Here is a 21,544-nt window from a genome sequence, read left to right as displayed (position 1 = left end):
CCGGTCCACCCCGGCCGCCTACCTTCGGCCGAGGCTGGCAGGAGTGGAGACCGCGCTCCGGCGGTCGATTCGCGTCGCTCTCCCGCGCTCCCCCCGCAAACCGATCTTGGTGAGGCCAGAGTTGGTGGATCAAGAGAAGCTCCTCGACTATCTGAAGCGGGTCACCGCGGATCTGCACCAGACCCGCGAGCGGCTGCGCAAGGCCGAGACCGCGGATCGGGAGCCGATCGCGATCGTGGCGATGAGCTGCCGCTACCCGGGCGGGGTCCGTACCCCCGACGACCTGTGGCGGCTGGTCAACACCGGCGCCGACGCGATCGGCCGGCCGCCCGGCGACCGCGGCTGGGACCTGGACGACGCCTACGACCCGGATCCGGAGCGCGCCGACGGCTACGCCTCCGAGGGCGGCTTCCTGGCCGGCGCCGGCGCGTTCGACGCGGCGTTCTTCGACATCAGCCCCCGCGAGGCGCTGTCGATGGACCCGCAGCAGCGGCAGGTGCTCGAAGCGTCCTGGGAGGCCTTCGAACGGGCCGGGCTCGACCCGGCCACGCTGCGCGGCAGCCGCACCGGGGTGTTCATCGGCTCCAACACGCAGGACTACGTCCGGCTCATCGGCGGCACCGTGCAGGCCGCCGAGGGCTTCCTGATCACCGGCACCACCGCGGCGGTCATCTCCGGCCGCGTGTCCTACACGCTCGGGCTGGAAGGCCCCGCCGTCACGATCGACACCGCCTGCTCCTCGTCGCTGGTCGCCATCCACCTCGCCGCCCAGGCGCTGCGCGCAGACGAGTGCGCGATGGCGCTGGCCGGCGGCGTCACCGTGATGGCCACCCCGAGCGCGTTCACCGAGTTCAACCGGCAGGGCGGGGTGGCCGCCGACGGGCGGTGCAAGGCGTTCTCCGCGGGCGCCGACGGCATCGGGCTCTCCGAGGGCGTCGGCCTGGTGCTGCTGGAACGGCTGTCGCGGGCGCAGCGGCTCGGCCATCCGATCCTCGGCGTGATCAAGGGCAGCTCGGTCAACCAGGACGGCGCGAGCAACGGCATCGCCGCGCCGAACGGCCCCTCCCAGCAGCGGGTCATCCGGCAGGCGCTGGCCAACGCCGGACTGTCGGTCGACGACGTCGAGCTGATCGAGGCGCACGGCACCGGCACCCGGCTGGGCGACCCGATCGAGGCCCAGGCCGTGCTCGCCACCTACGGGCAGGACCGCACCGGAGGACGGCCCGCCTGGCTGGGCTCGATCAAGTCGAACATCGGCCACACCCAGGCCGCCGCGGGCGTCGCCGGCGTGATGAAGGCCGTGCTGGCGATGCGGCACGACACCATGCCCAAGTCGCTGCACCTGGAGCAGCCCAGCCCACACGTCGACTGGACCGCCGGGGCCGTCGAACTGCTCACCGAGGCCCGCCCCTGGCCGCGCCGGGACACCCCGCGCCGCGCCGGCGTCTCGTCGTTCGGCGTCAGCGGCACCAACGTCCACATGATCATCGAGGAGCCGCCCGCGCCGGCGGAGGCCGAGCGGGTGGAGCCGTGCCCCGCGCCGGTGCCGGTCGTGGTCTCCGCCCGGGACGACGCCGCCCTCCGCGCCCAGGCGCAGCGGCTCTACACGTTCGTCGAGGACCGGCCGCAGCTCCGGGTGGCCGACCTGGGCTGGGCCCTGGCGAACGGGCGCGCCGCGCTGGAGCACCGCGCGGTGGTGCTCGCCGACGACAGGGACGCGCTGCAGCGCGGCCTGGCCGCGCTCGCCGTCGGCGAGCCGGGGCTGGGCCTGGTCACCGGCGAGCCCGCGGAGGGCAAGCTCGCCTTCCTCTTCACCGGCCAGGGCGCGCAGCGGACGGCCATGGGCCTGCGGCTCGCCGAACGCTTCCCCCGGTACGCCGAGGCGCTCGACACCGTGGCCGCCGCGCTCGACCGGCACCTCGTGCGGGCGCCGGAGGACCTCCCGCTGCGGGCCGTGCTCGACAGCGACCTGCTTGACCAGACCGGCTACGCCCAGCCCGCCCTGTTCGCGGTCGAGGTCGCCCTGCTGGAGACCGTACGCGCCCTCGGCCTGGAGCCGGAGATCGTCGCGGGCCACTCGGTCGGCGAGATCGCGGCCGCGTACGCCGCCGGGGTTCTGTCCCTGGACGACGCCGCCGCGCTGGTCGTCGCGCGTGGCCGGCTGATGCAGGCGCTGCCGCCGGGCGGCGCGATGCTCGCCGTCCAGGCCACCGAGGACGCCGTTCGGGAGGCCGGCCTGGACGGGCTCGACATCGCCGCCGTCAACGGCCCCGTCGCCGTCGTGCTCTCCGGCCCCGACGACGCGATCGACCGGTTCGCGCGCAAGGCCGGTGACGCCGGGTGGAAGGCGAGCCCGCTGCGGGTCAGCCACGCCTTCCACTCCCGGCTGATGGAACCCATGCTGGCCGAGTTCGGCGCGGTGGTCCGCGGGCTCTCGTTCGCCGAGCCGGCCCTCGCCGCCGTCTCCAGCGTGACCGGCCGCCCGGTCGGCGTCGGACAGTGGAGCGACCCGGCGTACTGGGTCGACCAGGTGCGGCGGCCGGTCCGGTTCGCCGACGCCGTCCACGCGCTGGACGCGCTCGGCGCGGGCCGCTACCTGGAGCTCGGCCCCGACACCGTCCTGGCCGGGATGGCCGCGCAGACCCTGCCGGACGCCGCGACGTGCGTCGGCACGCTGCGCCGCGATCGCGACGAGGTCGAGACCTTCCTCACCGCGCTGGCCAGGATCCACGCCGCGGGCTCCACCGTGGCCTGGCCCGCGCTCTACCCGGCCCGCCCCGCCGAGCGGCTCGACCTGCCCACCTACCCGTTCCAGCACCAGCTCTACTGGCCGTCACCCGCCGACCTGCTCACCGTCGACGCCGCCGGCCTGGGACTGACCGCGGCCGACCACCCGATGCTGGGCGCGGTGCTGACCCTCGCCGACGGCGACGGCAGCGTCTTCACCGGGCGGCTCGCCCTCCACACCCACCCGTGGCTGGCCGACCACGCCGTGCTCGGCACCGCCGTGCTGCCAGGGACCGCGATGGTGGAGCTGGCGCTGCGGGCCGGCGAGCAGGTCGGCACGCCGGTGCTCGAGGAGCTGACCGTCCAGGCCCCGCTCGCCGTCCCCGCGTCCGGAGGCGTCGCGCTGCAGGTCGTCACCGGCGCCGCCGACGAGACCGGACGGCGCCCGGTCAGCGTCCACTCCCGCCGCGAGGACGCGCTGCCCGACGAGGCGTGGACCCCGCACGCCGCGGGCCACCTCGCCCCCGCCGTCCCGCAGGACCCGCCGGCCGGCCTGAGCGTCTGGCCGCCGGCCGGCGCCACGCCGCTGCCGGTCGACGGGTTCTACGAACGGCTGTCCGGCGCCGGATTCGGCTACGGGCCGGCGTTCCAGGGCCTGACCGCCGCCTGGCGGCTCGGCACCGACATCTACGCCGAGGTCACGCTGCCGGAGTCCGAGACCGGCCAGGCCGCCCGGTTCAACCTCCACCCCGCGCTGCTGGACGCCGCGCTGCACGGCGTGGCGCTCGCCGAGGCCGGCGCCGACCGCTCGGCCCGGATGGCGTTCGCCTTCACCGACGTCACGGTGCACGCCGTGGGCGCCACCACACTGCGCGTCCGGCTCACCCCCTCCGGCGCCGACCGGGTCGCGCTCTTCGCCGCGGACGGCGCCGGGGCAGCCGTCGTCAGCGTCGGGTCGCTGGTCATGCGCCCGGTCACGAGCGCCCAGGCCGAGGGCGGGCCTCGGCGGGCGCCCCGGTCGCTGTTCGGCGTCGACTGGGACGAACGTCCGCTGGAGGCGGTCCCCGCCCCGGGCGACTGGGCCGCCCTCGGCCCCGTCCGCGACACCGGCCTGCCGCTGGCCGATCTCGGCTCCCTCACCGGACCGCCGCCCGCGGTCCTGCTGCTGGACTGCCCGCCCGAGAGCTACGACCCCGCCGGAGACCCGATCGGCACGGCCGGCCGCGTGCACGCCGCCACCCGGCGGGTGCTGGCCGCGCTCCAGCGGTGGATCGGCGACGAGCGGCTCGCCGGCACCACCCTGGTCGTCACCACCACCGGAGCGGTCGCCGGCGGCCCCGGCGAGGAACCCGCCGACCTCGCGCACGCCGCCGTCTGGGGCCTGGTCCGCTCCGCCCAGTCGGAGCACCCGGGCCGGATCGTCCTGGCCGACGTGGACGGCGGCGCGGCGTCGTGGGCCGCCCTGCCCGCGCTGGTCGCCGCGGGCGACATCACGCAGGCGCTGATCCGCGCGGGCGCCGTCGCCGCGCCCCGGCTGGCCCGCCTCGCCCCCGACCCGTCGATGACCCCGCCCGACGCGCCGGCCTGGCGGCTGGAGACCACCGCGGGAGGCACCCTGGACCACCTGCGGCTGGCCGCATACCCGGCGCCCGAGGGCCCGCTCGAGCCCGGCATGGTGCGGGTCGCCGTCCGCGCCGCGGGCCTGAACTTCCGCGACGTGCTGATCGCGCTCGGCGTCCACCCCAGCGACAACCCACTCGACCTCGGCAGCGAGGGCGCCGGCGTGGTCGTCGAGGTCGGCCCCGGCGTGCCGCACCTCACCCCCGGCGACCGCGTCATGGGCGCGTTCGCCGGCGGCTTCGGCCCGGTCGCCGTCACCGACGGCCGGCTGCTGGTCCCCATTCCGTCCGGCTGGACGTTCGCCGAGGCCGCCGCCGTGCCGATGGCCTTCCTCACCGCCTACTTCGCGCTCGTCGACCTGGCCGGCGTCCGGCCCGGCGAGACCGTCCTGGTGCACGCCGGCGCGGGCGGCGTCGGCACCGCGGCGATCCAGATCGCCCGCAACCTGGGCGCCCGGGTGCTGGCCACCGCCAGCCCCGCCAAATGGGACGCCCTGCGCGCGCTCGGCCTGCCGGACGACGACATCGCCTCCTCCCGCGACACCGGGTTCGCCGAGAAGTTCGCCCGCGTCACCGGCGGCCGGGGCGTCGACGTCGTGCTCAACTCGCTGGCCCACGAATTCATCGACGCGTCGCTGACCCTGCTGCCGCGCGGCGGCCGGTTCCTGGAGATGGGCAAGACCGACCTGCGCGACCCGGAGCGGCTGGCCGCCGCCCACCCCGGCGTCGCGTACCGGCCGTTCGACCTGTTCGAGGCCGGCCCCGAACGGATCCGCGCGATGCTCACCGAGATCACCGCGCTGTTCGAGTCGGGCGAACTGCGGCTGCCCCCGGTGCGGGCCTGGGACATCCGGCACGCCAGGGACGCGTTCCGGTTCGTCAGCCAGGCCAGGCACGTCGGCAAGAACGTGCTGATGATGCCCCGCCCGGCCCGCGAGACCGGGACCACGGTCGTCACCGGCGCCACCGGCACCCTCGGCGGCCTGCTCGCCCGGCACCTCGTCCACTCCGCCGGCGTCCGCGACCTGCTGCTGCTCAGCCGGAGCGGCACCGACGCGCCCGGCGCGGGCGGCCTGTGGTCGGAGCTGACCGAGGCGGGCGCCCGCGTCCGGCTGGTCCGCTGCGACGTCGCCGACCGCGACGACCTCGACCGGGTGCTCGACGGCGTGGACGTCCGCGCGGTCGTGCACGTCGCCGGCGTCCTGGACGACACCGTCCTGACCGGCCTGACGCCCGACCGGCTCGACGCGGTGCTGCGCGCCAAGGTCGACGCCGTGGTCAACCTGCACGAGGCCACCGCGGGCGCCGACCTCGACGCGTTCGTGCTCTACTCCTCGGTCGCCGGCCTGCTCGGCACCCCCGGCCAGGGCAACTACGCCGCCGCCAACGCGTTCCTCGACGCGTTCGCCGCGGCCCGCCGCGCCCGCGGCCTGCCCGGCACCTCGCTGGCCTGGGGCGCCTGGGACACCGCCGCCGGCATGGCCGGGAACCTGACGGAGGTCGACCGCCGGCGGCTGACCCGCGGCGGCATCGCGCCGCTGCCGGTGGCCGAGGCCCTCGACATGTTCGACGCCGCCCTCGTCTCCGAGCGGCCGCTGCTGGTGCCGATCCGGCTCGACCACACGGTGCTGCGGGCCCGGCAGGGCGACGCGGGCCTGCCGCCGCTGCTGCGCGGCCTGGTCCGCGAGCCCGCCCGGCGGGCGGCCACCGGCGCGACCGCCTCGTCGCTGCTCCAGCGCCTGGCCGGCCAGACCACGGCCGACCAGGACCGGACGCTGCTCGACCTGGTCCGCGCCCAGGTCGCCGCGGTGCTCGGCCACGCGTCCGGCGACGCGGTCCCGGCCGCGCGTGCGTTCAGCGAGCTGGGCTTCGACTCGCTGACGGCCGTCGAACTGCGCAACCGGCTCAACGCCGCCACCGACCTGCGGCTGCCCGCCACGCTGACCTTCGACTATCCGACCCCGCAGGCGCTGGCGGCGTTCCTGCGCGGCGAACTGGTCGGCGCGCTGGCCGAGCGCACCGCCCCGGCCGCCGCGCCGCGCTCCGCCGCGGCCGACCTCGACGACCCCGTCGTCATCGTGGGAATGGGCTGCCGCTATCCGGGAGGGGTGACCACACCCGAGGAGTTCTGGCGGCTGCTCGCCGACGGCCGGGACGGCGTCTCCGGCTTCCCCGACGACCGCGGCTGGGACCTCGACGCGCTCTACCATCCCGACCCCGATCACCCCGGCACCTCGTACGCGAAGGAGGGCGGGTTCCTCACCGGGGTCAGCAGGTTCGACCCCGGGTTCTTCGGGATCAGCCCGCGCGAGGCCGTGACCATGGACCCGCAGCAGCGGCTGCTGCTGGAGACCTCCTGGGAGGCGCTGGAACGCGCCGGCGTCGACGCCACCACGCTGCGCGGCAGCCGCACCGGCGTGTTCGCCGGCGTCCTCTACAGCGACTACGCCACCCTGCTGCGGCAGGGCAGCACCGGAGCCGAGGGCTACGCCGCCGCGGCCAGCGCCGGCAGCCTCGTCTCCGGCCGGGTCTCCTACACCTTCGGGTTCGAGGGCCCGGCGATCACCGTCGACACCGCGTGCTCCTCCTCCCTGGTCGCCCTGCACCTGGCCGCGCAGGCGCTGCGCTCCGGCGAGTGCGACCTCGCGCTGGCCGGCGGCGTCACCGTCATGGCCACCCCCGGCGCGTTCGTCGAGTTCAGCCGGCAGCGCGGCCTGGCGCCCGACGGCCGCTGCAAGGCGTTCTCCGCCTCCGGCGACGGCACCGGCTGGGGTGAGGGAGCCGGCGTCGTGGTGCTCGAACGGCTCTCCGACGCCCGCCGCGCCGGCCACCCCGTGCTCGCCGTGGTCCGCGGCAGCGCGGTCAACCAGGACGGCGCCAGCAACGGGATCACCGCCCCCAACGGCCCCTCCCAGCAACGGGTGATCCGGCAGGCCCTGGCGTCCGCCGGGCTCGAAGCCACCATGGTCGACGCCGTCGAGGCGCACGGCACGGGGACCTCGCTCGGCGACCCCATCGAGGCCCAGGCGCTGCTGGCCACCTACGGCCAGAACCGGACCGGAGCCCCGCTCTGGCTCGGCTCGGTCAAGTCCAACCTCGGGCACACCCAGGCCGCCGCCGGCGTGGCCGGCGTCATGAAGATGGTGCTGGCCGTCCATTACGGCGTGCTGCCCCGCACCCTGCATGTCGACCGGCCCTCCCCGCAGGTCGACTGGTCCTCCGGCGCGGTAGAGCTGCTCACCGAGGCCCGCCCCTGGACGCCCCTGGGTCACCCCCGCCGGGCCGGCGTCTCGTCGTTCGGGATCAGCGGCACCAACGCCCACGTCATCATCGAGGAGCCGCCCGCCGCCCCATCCGACCGGCCGGAGGCCGGCGGCCCGCCGCCGGTCGTGCCGCTGGTGCTGTCCGGGCACGACGCCGCCGGGCTCGCCGGGCAGGCCGGCCGGCTGCTCGACTTCCTCGACGCCCGTCCCACCGCGCGCCTGCTCGACGTCGGCCGGTCGCTGGCCGGCCGGGCCGCCCTGCCGTACCGGGCGGTGGTGCTGGCGCGCACCGCCGACCAGACCGTCATGGACCTGCTGGACGTCGCCGAAGGCGTGACAGGCGGCGGAGTGGCCGCCGACGGGCGGCTGGCGGTGGTGTTCACCGGTCAGGGGTCGCAGCGGGCCGGGATGGGCCGCGAGCTGTATGACGCGTTCCCGGTGTTCGCGACGGCGTTCGACGAGGTGTGCGCGGCGCTCGACCTGCCGTTGCTGGACGTTCTCGGCGATCCGGAGCGGTTGGACCAGACGGAATGGGCGCAGCCGGCGATCTTCGCCGTGGAAGTGGCACTGCTGGCGCTGCTGGCCGAGTGGGGTGTCCGTCCGGAGATGGTCGCCGGGCACTCGATCGGCGAGATCACCGCCGCGTACGCGGCCGGGGTCCTGTCGCTGGCCGACGCCGCCACGCTGGTCGCCGCGCGGGGCCGGTTGATGCAGGCGCTCCCGCCCGGTGGCGCGATGCTCGCGGTCGGGGCGGCGGAGGCGGAGATACTGGCGGCGTTCCCGGACGTCGATCTCGCCGCGGTGAACGGCCCGGCGTCGGTCGTGGTGTCCGGCGCCGAGGCCGACATCGAGCGGGTCGCCGCGACGGCGGCCGAGCGGGGCTGGAAGACCTCCCGGCTGCGGACGAGTCACGCGTTCCACTCCCGCCTGATGGAGCCGATGCTTGCCGAGTTCGCCGAGGTCGTAGGCGGCCTGCGGTTCGGCGAGCCGCGGCTGCGCGCCGTCTCCACGGTTACCGGCGCCACGGTCGCCCCGGGGGAGTGGACCGACCCGGACTACTGGGTCGACCAGGTCCGCCGTCCCGTCCGGTTCGCCGACGCGCTGGCCGCCCTCGACGCCGACCGGGTGCTGGAGATCGGTCCGGACGCCGTGCTCACCGCGCTGGCGCAGGACGCCCACCCCGACCGGTTGGCCGTCGCGACCCTGCGCCGCGGTCGCGACGAGGTCGAGACGCTGCTCGCCGCGCTCGGGCGGCTGTTCACGGCGGGCGTCGCGGTGGACTGGACCGCCGTCTTCGCCGGCACCGGCGCGACCCGGCTCGAACTGCCCACCTACGCATTCCAGCACGACACCTACTGGCCCCGCCCGCGCCCCGGGCGGCACGCGACCGACCCCGCCGGCCTCGGCCTGGTCGGCACCGGTCACGCGCTGGTCGGCGCCGCGGTGGAACTGCCCGGCTCGCCGGCCACCGTGCTCACCGGCCGTCTCTCTGTGGCCACCCACCCGTGGCTGGCCGACCACGTCGTGCTCGGCCAGGTCGTGGTGCCGGGCACCGCGCTGGTCGAGATGGTCCTGGCCGCCGGTGAGCGGGCGGGCGCCCCGGCGCTGGAGGAACTGCTGCTGCGCACTCCGCTGACCCTGCCGCAGGGGGGCGGCGTGCAGGTCCGGGTCACGGTCGGGGCCGGTCCGGAAGACGGACATCCCGGCGACGGGGTTCCGGCCGGCGGGGTCACGGGCGACTCGGTCTCCGGCGACGATCGGCGCACGGTCACGGTGCACGCCCGCGTCGACGAGACCGAGCCCTGGACCGTCCACGCGACGGGTTCGCTCACCGCGCGGCACGAGGAGCCGGCCGACGCCGGACTGGTCGCCTGGCCGCCCGCCGGGGCCGAGCCCGTACCGCTCGCGGACTTCTACCCGGCGCTCGCCGGCACCGGAATGGCCTACGGGCCCGCCTTCCAGGGGCTGCGCCAGGTCTGGCGGCGCGGCGACGAGGTCTTCGCCGAAGTCGGCACCGAGGAGGTCGCCACCGGATACGCGCTGCACCCGGCGCTGTTCGACGCCGCCCTGCACGCCGTGGGCGCCGGTGGACTGCTGCCCGAGCACGCCGTCCGGCTTCCGTTCGCGTTCGCCGGCGTCCGGGTCTCCGGCGAGGCCGGGACCACGCTGCGGGCGCGGCTCACCGCCGGAGCCGGACCGGACAGTGTGCGGGTGGCCCTCGCCGACGAGTCCGGCCTGCCGGTGGCCGAGGTCGAGCGGCTGACGCTCCGGCCGGTCACCGGAGCGCAGCTGTCCGCCGCCGACCGGCTGCTCTACGGCGTCGACTGGGTGCCGGAGGAGACCACGGTCTCCGAGGAGCCCTCGGCCGCGATCCCGCTCGGCGCCGCCCTGCCGGCTCCCGCCGCCGTCCTGACCGTCGACGCGACCGCGCCCGGCGCGGCGGACGAGCGCGCGGCGGCGCTGCTCACCCTGCTGCGTGCCTGGGCCGATGACCCCGCCTGGGCGGATTCCCGGTTGGTGGTGCGGACGTTCGGCGCGGCCGGTGATGAGGTCACCGATCCGGATGGGGCCGCGTTGTGGGGGTTGGTGCGGTCGGCGCAGGCTGAGCACCCGGGCCGGATCCAGCTGCTCGACGCGCCGGCTGACATGCTCGTCCCGCTGCCGGAGGCGCTGGTGCGTGACGGTGTCGTCAAGGTGCCGCGGCTCGTCCGGGTCCAGGCTCCTGACACGGGCTCGGGCGGGGTGGATCTGGGTGACAGGGTCGTGGTGGTCACCGGTGCCACGGGCATGCTGGGTGGTCTGGTCGCCCGCCATCTGGTGCGGGCGCATGGCGTCGGTGAGTTGTTGCTGCTGTCGCGGTCCGGCGGGGTCGTCGAGGTCGAGGGTGCGCGGGTGCGGTCGCTGGCGTGTGACCTGTCCGACGCGGACGCGGTCGCGGCGGCGCTGCGGGATGAGCCGGTCACGGCGGTGGTTCATGCCGCGGGTGTGCTGGACGATGCGTTGCTTGCCGATCTGACTCCGGAGCGGTTGCGTGCGGTGTTCGGGGCGAAGGTGGACGCGGCCCGCAACCTGCGTGCGGCGACGCGGGGCAAGCGGCTGGGCGCGTTTGTGCTGTATTCGTCGGCGGCGGGGTTGTTCGGTAACGCCGGTCAGGCCAACTACGCGGCGGCCAACGCCTTCCTGGACGCGTACGCGATGGCGTTGCGGGCGGAGGGTGTCCCGGCGACGTCGCTGGCGTGGGGGCTGTGGGACGCCGGTATGGGCGGCGGGCTGAGTGAGGCAGAGCGGTCCAGGGCCCGGCAGGGCGGGATCGTGCCGCTCACCGTCGATCAGGGTCTGGCCGCGTTCGACGCGGCCCTCGGCGCCGGCCGGGCCGTCGTCGCGCCGCTCGGGCTCGACCTCGCCGCGCTGCGCGCCCGGCCCGTGGTTCCGCCGCTCCTGCGCGCGCTGGTTCCGGCGCGGGGCCGGGGCGCGGGGGCGGGTTCGGCGGACGGCGTTTTCGCCGCCCGCGTGGCCGGCCTGCCGGGCGCGGAACGCGACCGGATCGTTCTCGACCTGGTCCGCACGCATGTGGCGGCGGTGCTCGGCCACGCCGACGGGTCCGCCGTCGCCGTGGACCTGCCGTTCCGTGAGCTGGGCTTCGACTCGCTGACGGCGGTCGAGCTGCGCAACCGGCTGGCGACGGTGACTGAGTTGCGGCTGCCGTCGACGCTGGTCTTCGACTACCCGAATGTCGCCGCGCTCGCCGCCTACGTGACCGGCGAGATCTCCGGGGCGGCCGCCACGGCGGCCCCGGTGGTGACCGCCGCGGTCGCCTCGGATGAGCCGATCGCGATCGTCGGCATGGCCTGTCGTTATCCGGGTGGGGTGGCCTCTCCCGAGGAGCTGTGGGAGCTGGTGGCGGCCGGTCAAGACGGTGTGGGCTTCTTCCCCGAAGACCGGGGCTGGGACGTGGAGAACCTGTATCACCCCGACCCCGATCACCCCGGCACCTCCTATACGCGCGAGGGCGGTTTCCTCTACGAGGCGGGCGACTTCGATCCGGCGGTGTTCGGGATCAGCCCGCGTGAGGCGCTGGCGATGGATCCGCAGCATCGGCTGCTGCTGGAGACCTCGTGGGAGGCGTTCGAGCGGGCCGGGGTCGACCCGCTGGGGCTGCGCGGATCGCGGACCGGTGTGTTCGTCGGCGTCATGTACAACGACTACTCGATGGTGCTGGGCGCGTCCGACGACAGTGCCGAGGGCTTCATGGGCATCGGCGGGAGCATCGCGTCCGGCAGGGTGTCGTACACGTTCGGGCTTGAGGGTCCGGCGGTCACGGTCGATACGGCGTGTTCGTCGTCTCTGGTGGCGCTTCACCTCGCCGTTCAGGCGTTGCGGAACGGGGAGTGCGATGCGGCGCTGGCCGGTGGGGTGACCGTTATGGCCACCCCCAACACGTTCGTCGGCTTCTCCCGGCAGCGGGGCCTGGCGGCCGATGGGCGGTGCAAGTCGTTCGCGGAGGGTGCCGACGGCACCGGGTGGGGTGAGGGTGTCGGCATGCTGCTGGTGGAGCGGCTGGCCGATGCCGAACGCCTGGGGCACCGGGTCCTCGCCGTGGTCCGGGGCTCGGCGGTGAACCAGGACGGCGCGTCGAACGGGTTGACGGCGCCGAATGGTCCGTCGCAGCAGCGGGTGATCCGGGCCGCGCTGGCCAATGCCGGGCTCGAGCCCGGTGACGTGGACGTGGTCGAGGCGCACGGCACCGGTACCGCGCTGGGTGACCCGATCGAGGCGCAGGCGCTGCTGGCCACCTACGGCCGCGAGCGCTCAGGCGAACCCCTGTGGCTCGGGTCGATCAAGTCCAACCTGGGGCACACGCAGGCCGCGGCCGGGGTGGCGGGGATCATCAAGATGGTGCAGGCGTTCCGTCACGGCACGCTGCCCAAGACGCTGCATGTGGACGCGCCGTCGTCCCAGGTGGACTGGTCGGCCGGGTCGGTGGAACTGCTGACGGAGTCGCAGGCGTGGCCGCAGGTGGATCGGGCGCGGCGGGCGGCGGTGTCGTCGTTCGGGATCAGCGGCACCAACGCCCACGTCATCCTCGAAGCCCCGGCAGCCACGACCACGCCCACTCCGGCATCCGACGAACGGCCGACGCCCGTGGTGATCACCGCCGCCGACGCGGACGGCCTGCGCGCGCAGGCCGAACGACTCCGCGGCGTGGACGCGCCGATCGCCGATCTGGCGGCGACGCTGAGCCGGCGAGCGGCGCTGCGGCATCGGGCGGTCGTCGTGGCCGGTGATCGTGTGGGGCTGGATGCCGGGCTGGCGGCGGTGGGGGCCGGGGTTCATCCGGTGGCCGGGGTCGCCGTGCCGGGCCGGTTGGCGGTGGCGTTCACCGGTCAGGGGTCGCAGCGGGCCGGGATGGGCCGGGAGCTGTATGAGGCGTTCCCGGTGTTCGCGGCGGCGTTCGACGAGGTGTGCGCGGCGCTGGACCTGCCGCTGCTGGACGTTCTGGGCGATGAGTCCCGGTTGGGTCAGACGGGGTGGGCGCAGCCGGCGATCTTCGCGGTTGAGGTGGCGTTGCTGGCGTTGGTCCGCTCCTGGGGGGTGGAGCCGGATGTTGTCGCGGGGCATTCGATCGGTGAGATCACCGCCGCGTACGCCGCCGGGGTGGTGTCGCTGGCGGATGCGGCGAGGTTGGTGGCGGCGCGGGGCCGGTTGATGCAGGCGCTCCCGGCGGGTGGGGCGATGCTCGCGGTCGGCACCTCCGAGGCCGACCTGCTGGCGGCGCTCCCGGACATCGACATCGCGGCGGTGAACGGTCCGGCGTCGGTGGTGGTGTCCGGCCCGCAGGCCGACGTCGAGCGGGTCGCGGGGCTGGCCGGTGAGCGTGGGTGGAAGACCAGCAGGCTGCGCACGAGTCATGCGTTCCATTCGCGGCTGATGGAGCCGATGCTGGCGGAGTTCCGTTCGGTGGTGGAGACGCTGGCGTTCGCCGAGCCAGTGATCCCTGCGGTCTCCACGGTGACAGGCCGCCCGGTCGAGACCGGTCAGTGGAGTGACCCGGAGTACTGGGTGGATCAGGTCCGCCGCCCGGTCCGGTTCGCCGACGCGGTCACGGCCCTGGACGCCGATCGCGTGCTGGAGCTGGGCCCGGACGGCATCCTGACCGCGCTGGTCCAGGATGTGGCCCCGGACGTGAGGGCGGTGGCCGCGCTGCGCCGCGACCGCGACGAGGCCACCACGCTGCTGACCGCCGTGGCGGAGTTGTTCGTCCACGGGCAGAGTGTGAAGTGGCGGGCGGTGTTCGACGGCGTCGACACCCGGCCGGCCGACGTGCCCACCTACCCGTTCCAGCATCGGCGGTTCTGGCCCCGGCCCCGGGCCTGGGTCAGCCGAGACGCGATCGGACTGGGTCTCGCGGAGACCGGCCACCCGCTGCTCGGCGCGGCCGTCGAGGCGCCCGACGCCGCCACGACGCTACTCACCGGCTGGGTGTCGCTGCGCACCCACCCGTGGCTGGCCGACCACGTCGTGCTCGGCCGCCCGCTGGTGCCGGGCACCGCGCTGGCCGAAGTGGCCCGCGCGGCCGGGGAACGAGCCGGTGCCGGAGTCGTGGAAGAACTGCTGCTCCAGGCCCCGCTACCGCTGCCCGAGCGCGGCGGCGTCCAGCTCCGGGCCACGCTCGCCGAGCCCGGCGCCGACGGTCGCCGTGCGATCACGATTCATGCCCGTGCCGAGGACGAAGAGCCCTGGACCGCGCACGCCACCGGCGTCCTGGCCGTCCCGGACGAAGGTGCCCCCACCGAGATCGACCTCGTCTCCTGGCCGCCGGCCGACGCGGATGCGCTGGACCTGTCCGGTTTCTACGCGGAGACGGCCGCGAACGGACTCGCCTACGGCCCGGCCTTCCAGGGCCTGCGGGGCGTCTGGAAGCGTGGGGAGGAGGTGTTCGCCGAGGTCGAGCTGGATCACACGACCACCGGATACGGTCTGCATCCCGCGTTGTTCGACGCCGTGCTCCATGCGATCGCCGCGGGCGGCCTGTTCAGCGACGGTGACACCCGGCTGCCGTTCGCCTTCACCGGGCTCCGGACGTTCGCCCCGGCCGGTGGGCGGCTCCGGGCGCGGCTGACCCGGGCCGGCGGTGCCGACACGGTACGGCTCGCGCTCGCCGACGCCTCGGGGACTCCGGTCGCCGAGGTCGACGGCCTGGTGCTGCGACAGGCGTCGGCCGCGCGGCTGGGTGCGGCCGCGGGTGATCGGCTGCTGTACGCGGTGGACTGGACTCCGCAGGACGTGACCGCCTCGGTCGAGGTTCCGGTCGTGGTGGCTTTGGGTGATCGGTTGCCGGAGCCGGTTGCGGTGGTGGTGGTGGATGCGACGGCGCCGGGGTCCGCTGGTGACCGTTCGGTCGCGTTGCTGGGGTTGCTGCAGGAGTGGCTGGAGGATCCGGCGTGGGCGGATTCCCGGTTGGTGGTGCGGACGTTCGGCGCGGTGGGTGAGGAGGTCACTGACCCTGATGGTGCCGCGTTGTGGGGGTTGGTGCGGTCGGCGCAGGCCGAGCACCCGGGCCGGTTGCAGCTCCTCGACGCGCCGGAGGACATGGTCGTCCCGGTGCCGCAGGCGGTGGTGCGTGACGGTGTGGTGCGGGTGCCGCGGCTGGGTCGCTTGAAGACACCCGGCACGGGCTCGGGCGGGGTGGATCTTGGTGACGGGGTCGTGGTGGTCACCGGTGCCACGGGCATGCTGGGTGGTCTGGTCGCCCGGCATCTGGTCAAGGCGCACGGCGTCGGTGACCTGCTGCTGCTGTCGCGGTCCGGCGGAGAGGTAGAGGTCGAGGGCGCTCGGGTGCGGTCGGTGGCCTGTGACGTGGGCGACGCGGACGCGGTTGCGGCGGCGCTGCGGGATGAGCCGGTAACGGCGGTGATCCACGCGGCGGGCCTGCTCGACGACGGCATGGTCGAATCGTTGACCCCGGAGCGGTTGGAGCGGGTGTTCGGGGCGAAGGTGGACGCGGCCCGCAACCTGCGTGCGGCGACGGCGGGTAAGCGGTTGAGCGCGTTTGTGCTGTATTCGTCGGCGGCGGGGTTGTTCGGTAATGCCGGTCAGGCCAATTACGCGGCGGCCAACGCCTTCCTGGATGCGTACGCGGTGGTGTTGCGGGCGGAGGGTGTCCCTGCGACCTCACTGGCGTGGGGGCTGTGGGACGCCGGTATGGGCGGCGGGCTGAGTGAGGCAGAGCGGTCCAGGGCCCGGCAGGGCGGGATCGTGCCGCTCACCGTCGATCAGGGTCTGGCCGCGTTCGACGCGGCCCTCGGCGCCGGCCGGGCGAGCGTCGCGCCGCTCGCGCTGGACACCGCGCCGATGCGCGAGGCCGCCGCGGCGGGTCTGCTGCCCCCGCTGCTGGCCGGCCTGGTGCGGGTGCCGGTCCGCAAGCAGGCCGACAGCGCGTTGAGCCGGCGCCTGGCCGGGCTGTCCGCGCCGCAGCGTGAGCGGGCCGTGCTCGATCTCGTGCGCACCCACGTGGCAGCGGTCCTCGGCTACCCGGGGCCGGACGCGGTCGAGGTCGAGCGGGCCTTCCGCGAGCTGGGTTTCGACTCGCTGACGGCGGTCGACCTGCGCAACCGGCTGGCGACGGTGACCGGGTTGCGGCTGCCGTCGACGCTGGTCTTCGACTACCCGAACACGCTCGCGCTGGCCGGGCATCTCGCCGCCGAACTCGCCGGAGCGTCCGAACGGGCCGGAACCGCCGCGCCGGAGCGCACCACGAGCACCGTCGAGAGGACGGACGAGCCGATCGCGATCGTCGGTATGGCGTGCCGCTATCCGGGTGGGGTGGCGTCCCCGGAGGAGTTGTGGGAGCTGGTGGCGGCCGGCCGGGACGGCGTGGGCTTCTTCCCCGAAGACCGGGGCTGGGACGTGGAGAACCTGTATCACCCCGATCCGGATCACCCCGGCACGTCCTACTCGCGCGAGGGCGGTTTCCTCTACGAGGCCGCCGACTTCGATCCGGCGGTGTTCGGGATCAGTCCGCGTGAGGCGCTGGCGATGGATCCGCAGCACCGGTTGTTGCTGGAGACGTCGTGGGAGGCGTTCGAGCGGGCCGGGGTGAACCCGCTGGGGCTGCGCGGCTCGCGGACCGGTGTGTTCGTCGGTGTCATGTACGACGACTACGCCATGGTGCTGGGCGGCTCCGACGAAGACACCGAAGGCTTCATCGGGACCGGTGGCAGCGTCGCGTCGGGGCGGGTGTCGTACACGTTCGGGTTGGAGGGTCCGGCGGTCACGGTCGACACCGCGTGTTCGTCTTCGCTGGTCGCGCTCCACCTGGCTGTACAGGCGTTGCGGAACGGTGAGTGCGATGCGGCGCTGGCTGGTGGGGTGACGGTGATGGCCACCCCGGGCACGTTCGTCGGCTTCTCCCGGCAGCGGGGCCTGGCCCCTGACGGGCGGTGCAAGTCGTTCGCGGAGGGGGCTGACGGCACCGGGTGGGGTGAGGGCGTGGGCATGCTGCTGGTGGAGCGGCTGTCGGACGCCGAACGCCTGGGGCACCGGGTCCTCGCGGTCGTCCGGGGCAGTGCGGTGAACCAGGACGGGGCGTCGAACGGCCTGACCGCGCCGAACGGTCCGTCGCAGCAGCGGGTGATCCGGGCGGCGCTGGCGAACGCCGGGCTCGAGCCCGGTGACGTGGACGTGGTCGAGGCGCACGGCACCGGCACGGCGCTGGGTGACCCGATCGAGGCGCAGGCGCTGCTGGCCACCTACGGCCAGGACCGGGACGAGCCGTTGTGGCTGGGCTCGATCAAGTCGAACGTCGGGCACACCCAGGCGGCGGCCGGGGTCGCGGGGATCATCAAGATGGTGCAGGCGATGCACCACGGCATGTTGCCCAAGACGCTGCATGTGGACGCGCCGACCTCGCAGGTGGACTGGTCGGCCGGGTCGGTGGAGCTGCTCACCGAGCCGCGCGACTGGCCGGAGCTGGGCCGGCCCCGTCGGGCGGCGGTGTCGTCGTTCGGCATCAGCGGCACCAACGCCCACGTCATCCTCGAAGCCCCGGCGGACGAACCGGTCGTCGCCACCGGCGAGAGACTGCCGATCACCCCCATCGTGCTCAGCGCGGCCGACCCCGAGGCGTTGCACGCCACCATCGGCCGGCTGCACACCACGACCACGCCGGACCTGCCACTGGACCAGATCGGCCGCACCCTGGCCGGCCGCGCGGCGCTCCGGCACCGTGCGGTGCTCCTCGCCGCCGACCGCCCCGCGCTCGACCGCGCGGTGGCCGGTCTCGACGCGGCCGACGCGCCCCAGCCCGAGGTACGGCACGGCGAAGCGCGCCGGGCGGCACTGGCCGTGGTCTTCACCGGCCAGGGCGCACAGCGGCTCGGCATGGGACGCGAGCTGTACGACGCGTTCCTGGTGTTCGCGACGGCGTTCGACGAGGTGTGCGCGGCGCTGGACCTGCCGCTCCACGAGGTGCTCGGCGATGAGTCCCGGCTGGATCGGACGGGGTGGGCGCAGCCGGCGATCTTCGCGGTCGAGGTGGCGTTGCTGGCGCTGGTCCGCTCCTGGGGGGTGGAGCCGGATGTTGTCGCGGGGCATTCGATCGGTGAGATCACCGCCGCGTACGCCGCCGGGGTGGTGTCGCTGGCGGATGCGGCGAGGTTGGTGGCGGCGCGGGGCCGGTTGATGCAGGCGCTCCCGGCGGGTGGGGCGATGCTCGCGGTCGGCACCTCCGAGGCCGACCTGCTGGCGGCGCTCCCGGACATCGACATCGCGGCGGTGAACGGTCCGGCGTCGGTGGTGGTGTCCGGGCCGCGGGAGGACATCGAGCGGGTCGCGGGGCTGGCCGGTGAGCGTGGGTGGAAGACCAGCAGGCTGCGCACGAGTCATGCGTTCCATTCGCGGCTGATGGAGCCGATGCTGGCGGAGTTCCGCTCGGTGGTGGAGACGCTGGCGTTCGCCGATCCAGTGATCCCTGCGGTCTCCACGGTGACGGGCCGCCCGGTGGAGTCCGGTCAGTGGAGTGAGCCGGAGTACTGGGTGGATCAGGTCCGCCGTCCGGTCCGGTTCGCCGACGCGGTCGCGGCCCTGGACGCGGGTCGCGTGCTGGAGCTGGGCCCGGACGGCGTCCTCACCGCGATAGTCGGCGACCTGCGTCCGGAACTGACCGCGGTCGCCGCGCTCCGGCGTGGCCGCGCCGAGGCCGAGACACTGCTCACCGCGCTCGGCACGCTGTTCGTCGGCGGCCAGGACGTCGACTGGACCGCGGTGCTCGGCTCCGGTCCGCGCGCCGATCTGCCCACCTACGCCTTCCAGCGCCGCCGATACTGGCCGCGTCCGCGCACCGGCCCGACCGGCGACGCCGCCGGCCTCGGCCTCGCGGGCACCGGGCACCCACTCGTCGGCGCGGCCGTGGCCCTGCCGTCCGGCGACAGCGTCTTCACCGGAAAGCTCTCCGTGCGTACCCACCCGTGGCTCCGCGACCACGCTATTGCCGGCCGGACGGTCGTCCCGGGCACCGCGCTGGTCGAGATGGCGCTCGCGGCCGGGGACCAGACCGGCCTGCCGGTTCTTGACGAGTTGCTGCTGCAGGCCCCGCTGTCCCTCGTCGGCCAGGACGGAAACCGGGCCGGGGTCCAGGTCCGGGTCACCGTGTCCGCGCCGGACGCGGGCCGCGGCGCCGTGACGATCCACTCCCGAGCCGACGAGGACGACGCGTGGGTGCTCAACGCCAGTGGCCTGCTGACGGGCGACGCCGAGCCGCTCCCTGAGCCCGCCGTGGCGGGGTCGTGGCCCCCGGCGGACGCCGACGAGATCGACGTCACCGGCTTCTACGCGATGGCGGCCGCCGGGGGACTGGACTACGGCCAGACCTTCCAGGGCCTGCGGCGGGCCTGGCGGCGCGGTGAGACGGTGTTCGCCGAGGTCGAGACCGAAGAGGTCGCCACCGGATACGCGCTGCACCCGGCGCTGTTCGACGCGGCACTGCACGCCATCGGCGCGGGCGGGGCGCTCCCGGCCGAGGGCGGCGTCCGGCTGCCGTTCGGCTTCACCGGAGTCAGGGTGACGAGATCCGCTGGGGCCGCCCTCCGGGTCGAGATCGCCCCCGCGCCAGGAACCGACACCGTCCGGCTCACGCTCACCGACCCCTCCGGTGACCCGGTGGCGACGGTGGAGAGTCTCTCCCTGCGACCGGTCACGCCCACCCAGTTCGGCGGCATCGCCGACCGCCTGCTGTACGCGGTGGACTGGACTCCGCAGGACGTGACCGCCTCGGTCGAGGTTCCGGTCGTGGTGGCGTTGGGTGATCGGCTGCCGGAGCCGGCTGGTGTGGTGGTGGTGGACGCGACGGCGCCGGGGTCGGCGTTCGATCGGTCGGCTGCGCTGTTGGGGTTGCTGCAGGAGTGGGTGGCCGATCCGGCGTGGGCGGATTCCCGGTTGGTGGTGCGGACGTTCGGCGCGGCCGGTGAGGAGGTCACCGATCCGGATGGTGCCGCATTGTGGGGGTTGGTGCGGTCGGCGCAGGCCGAGCACCCGGGCCGGATCCATCTCCTCGACGCGCCCGAGGCCATGGTCGTCCCGGTGCCGCAGGCGGTGGTGCGTGACGGTGTGGTGCGGGTGCCGCGCCTGGGCCGCCTGAAGACACCCGGCACGGGTTCAGCTCACGTTGACCTTGGCGACGGCGTCGTGGTGGTCACCGGTGCCACGGGCATGCTGGGTGGTCTGGTCGCCCGCCATCTGGTCAAGGCGCACGGTGTCGGTGAGTTGTTGCTGCTGTCGCGGTCCGGCGGGGTCGTCGAGGTCGAGGGTGCGCGGGTGCGGTCGCTGGCGTGTGACCTGTCCGACGCGGACGCCGTCGCGGCAGTGCTGCGGGATGAGCCGGTCACGGCGGTGGTTCATGCCGCGGGTGTGCTGGACGACGCGTTGCTTGCCGATCTGACTCCGGAGCGGTTGCAGCGGGTGTTCGGGGCGAAGGTGGACGCGGCCCGCAACCTGCGCGCGGCGACGCGGGACAAGCGGTTGAGCGCGTTTGTGGTGTATTCGTCGGCGGCGGGGTTGTTCGGTAACGCCGGTCAGGCCAACTACGCGGCGGCCAACGCGTTCCTCGACGCGTACGCGATGGTGTTGCGGGCGGAGGATGTCCCTGCGACCTCACTGGCGTGGGGGCTGTGGGACGCGGGGATGGGCGAGGCGCTGACCCGCGCCGACCGGGAGCGGATGCGGCGCGGTGGCGTTCTCCCTCTCACCGCCGAACAGGGCCTGGCCGCGTTCGACGCCGCACTCTCCGCGGGCACACCCGTGGTCGCGCCGCTCGCCCTCGACCCGGCCGGGCTCGGCCAGGCCGCCGAGGCCGGCCTGCTGCCCCCGCTGCTGGCCGGTCTGGCTCGTGCGCCGCGTGGCCGCCGGGCCGCCCCCACGGGGCCGACGCTGGACCAGCGGCTGAGTGGCCTGTCTCCCGAGGATCAGGACCGGCTTGTGCTGGAAACCGTCCAGGGCCAGGTCGCGGCCGTGCTGGGGCACGACTCCGGCGCCGCCGTCCCGGCCGGGCGGGCCTTCAGCGAACTGGGCTTCGACTCGCTCACCGCGGTCGACCTGCGTAACCGGCTGATGGCCGTGACCGGGCTGCGGCTGCCCTCGACCCTGGTCTTCGACTACCCGAACGTCGGCGCGCTCGCCGCGCATCTCGCCGACCGGCTCCGGCCCGCGGCGGTCTCCCCGGTCGAGGCGCTGCTGGCCGAGCTGGACGAGCTTGAGCGGGGCATGCGCGCGGCGACGGCCGACGACGAGGACCGGTCGCGGGTGACCGCCCGGCTCAACAGCCTGCTCGCCGCCTGGCAGGGCGCGGCGACGAGCGGCGGGACGGCGCTGGTCGAAGAGCTGGAGACCGCCAGCGACGACGAGATGTTCGACCTGCTCGGCAAGGAATTCGGCATCTCCTGA

At 74.8% G+C, this 21,544-nt stretch carries 1 protein-coding gene; it reads left to right on the top strand.

The window, feature by feature from the left end; all coding sequences use genetic code 11:
* Positions 1 to 124 precede the first annotated feature (124 nt).
* Entirely contained in the window at positions 125 to 21,544 is a 21,420-nt protein-coding gene (locus JOL79_RS35125; RefSeq protein WP_210158203.1) for a type I polyketide synthase, read from the top strand.

The organism is Microbispora oryzae (assembly GCF_017896165.1).
Taxonomy (GTDB): Bacteria; Actinomycetota; Actinomycetes; order Streptosporangiales; family Streptosporangiaceae; genus Microbispora; species Microbispora oryzae.
The sequence above is the reverse complement of the archived record's forward strand: the minus strand, read 5'-3'. Positions and strand labels throughout refer to the sequence as shown.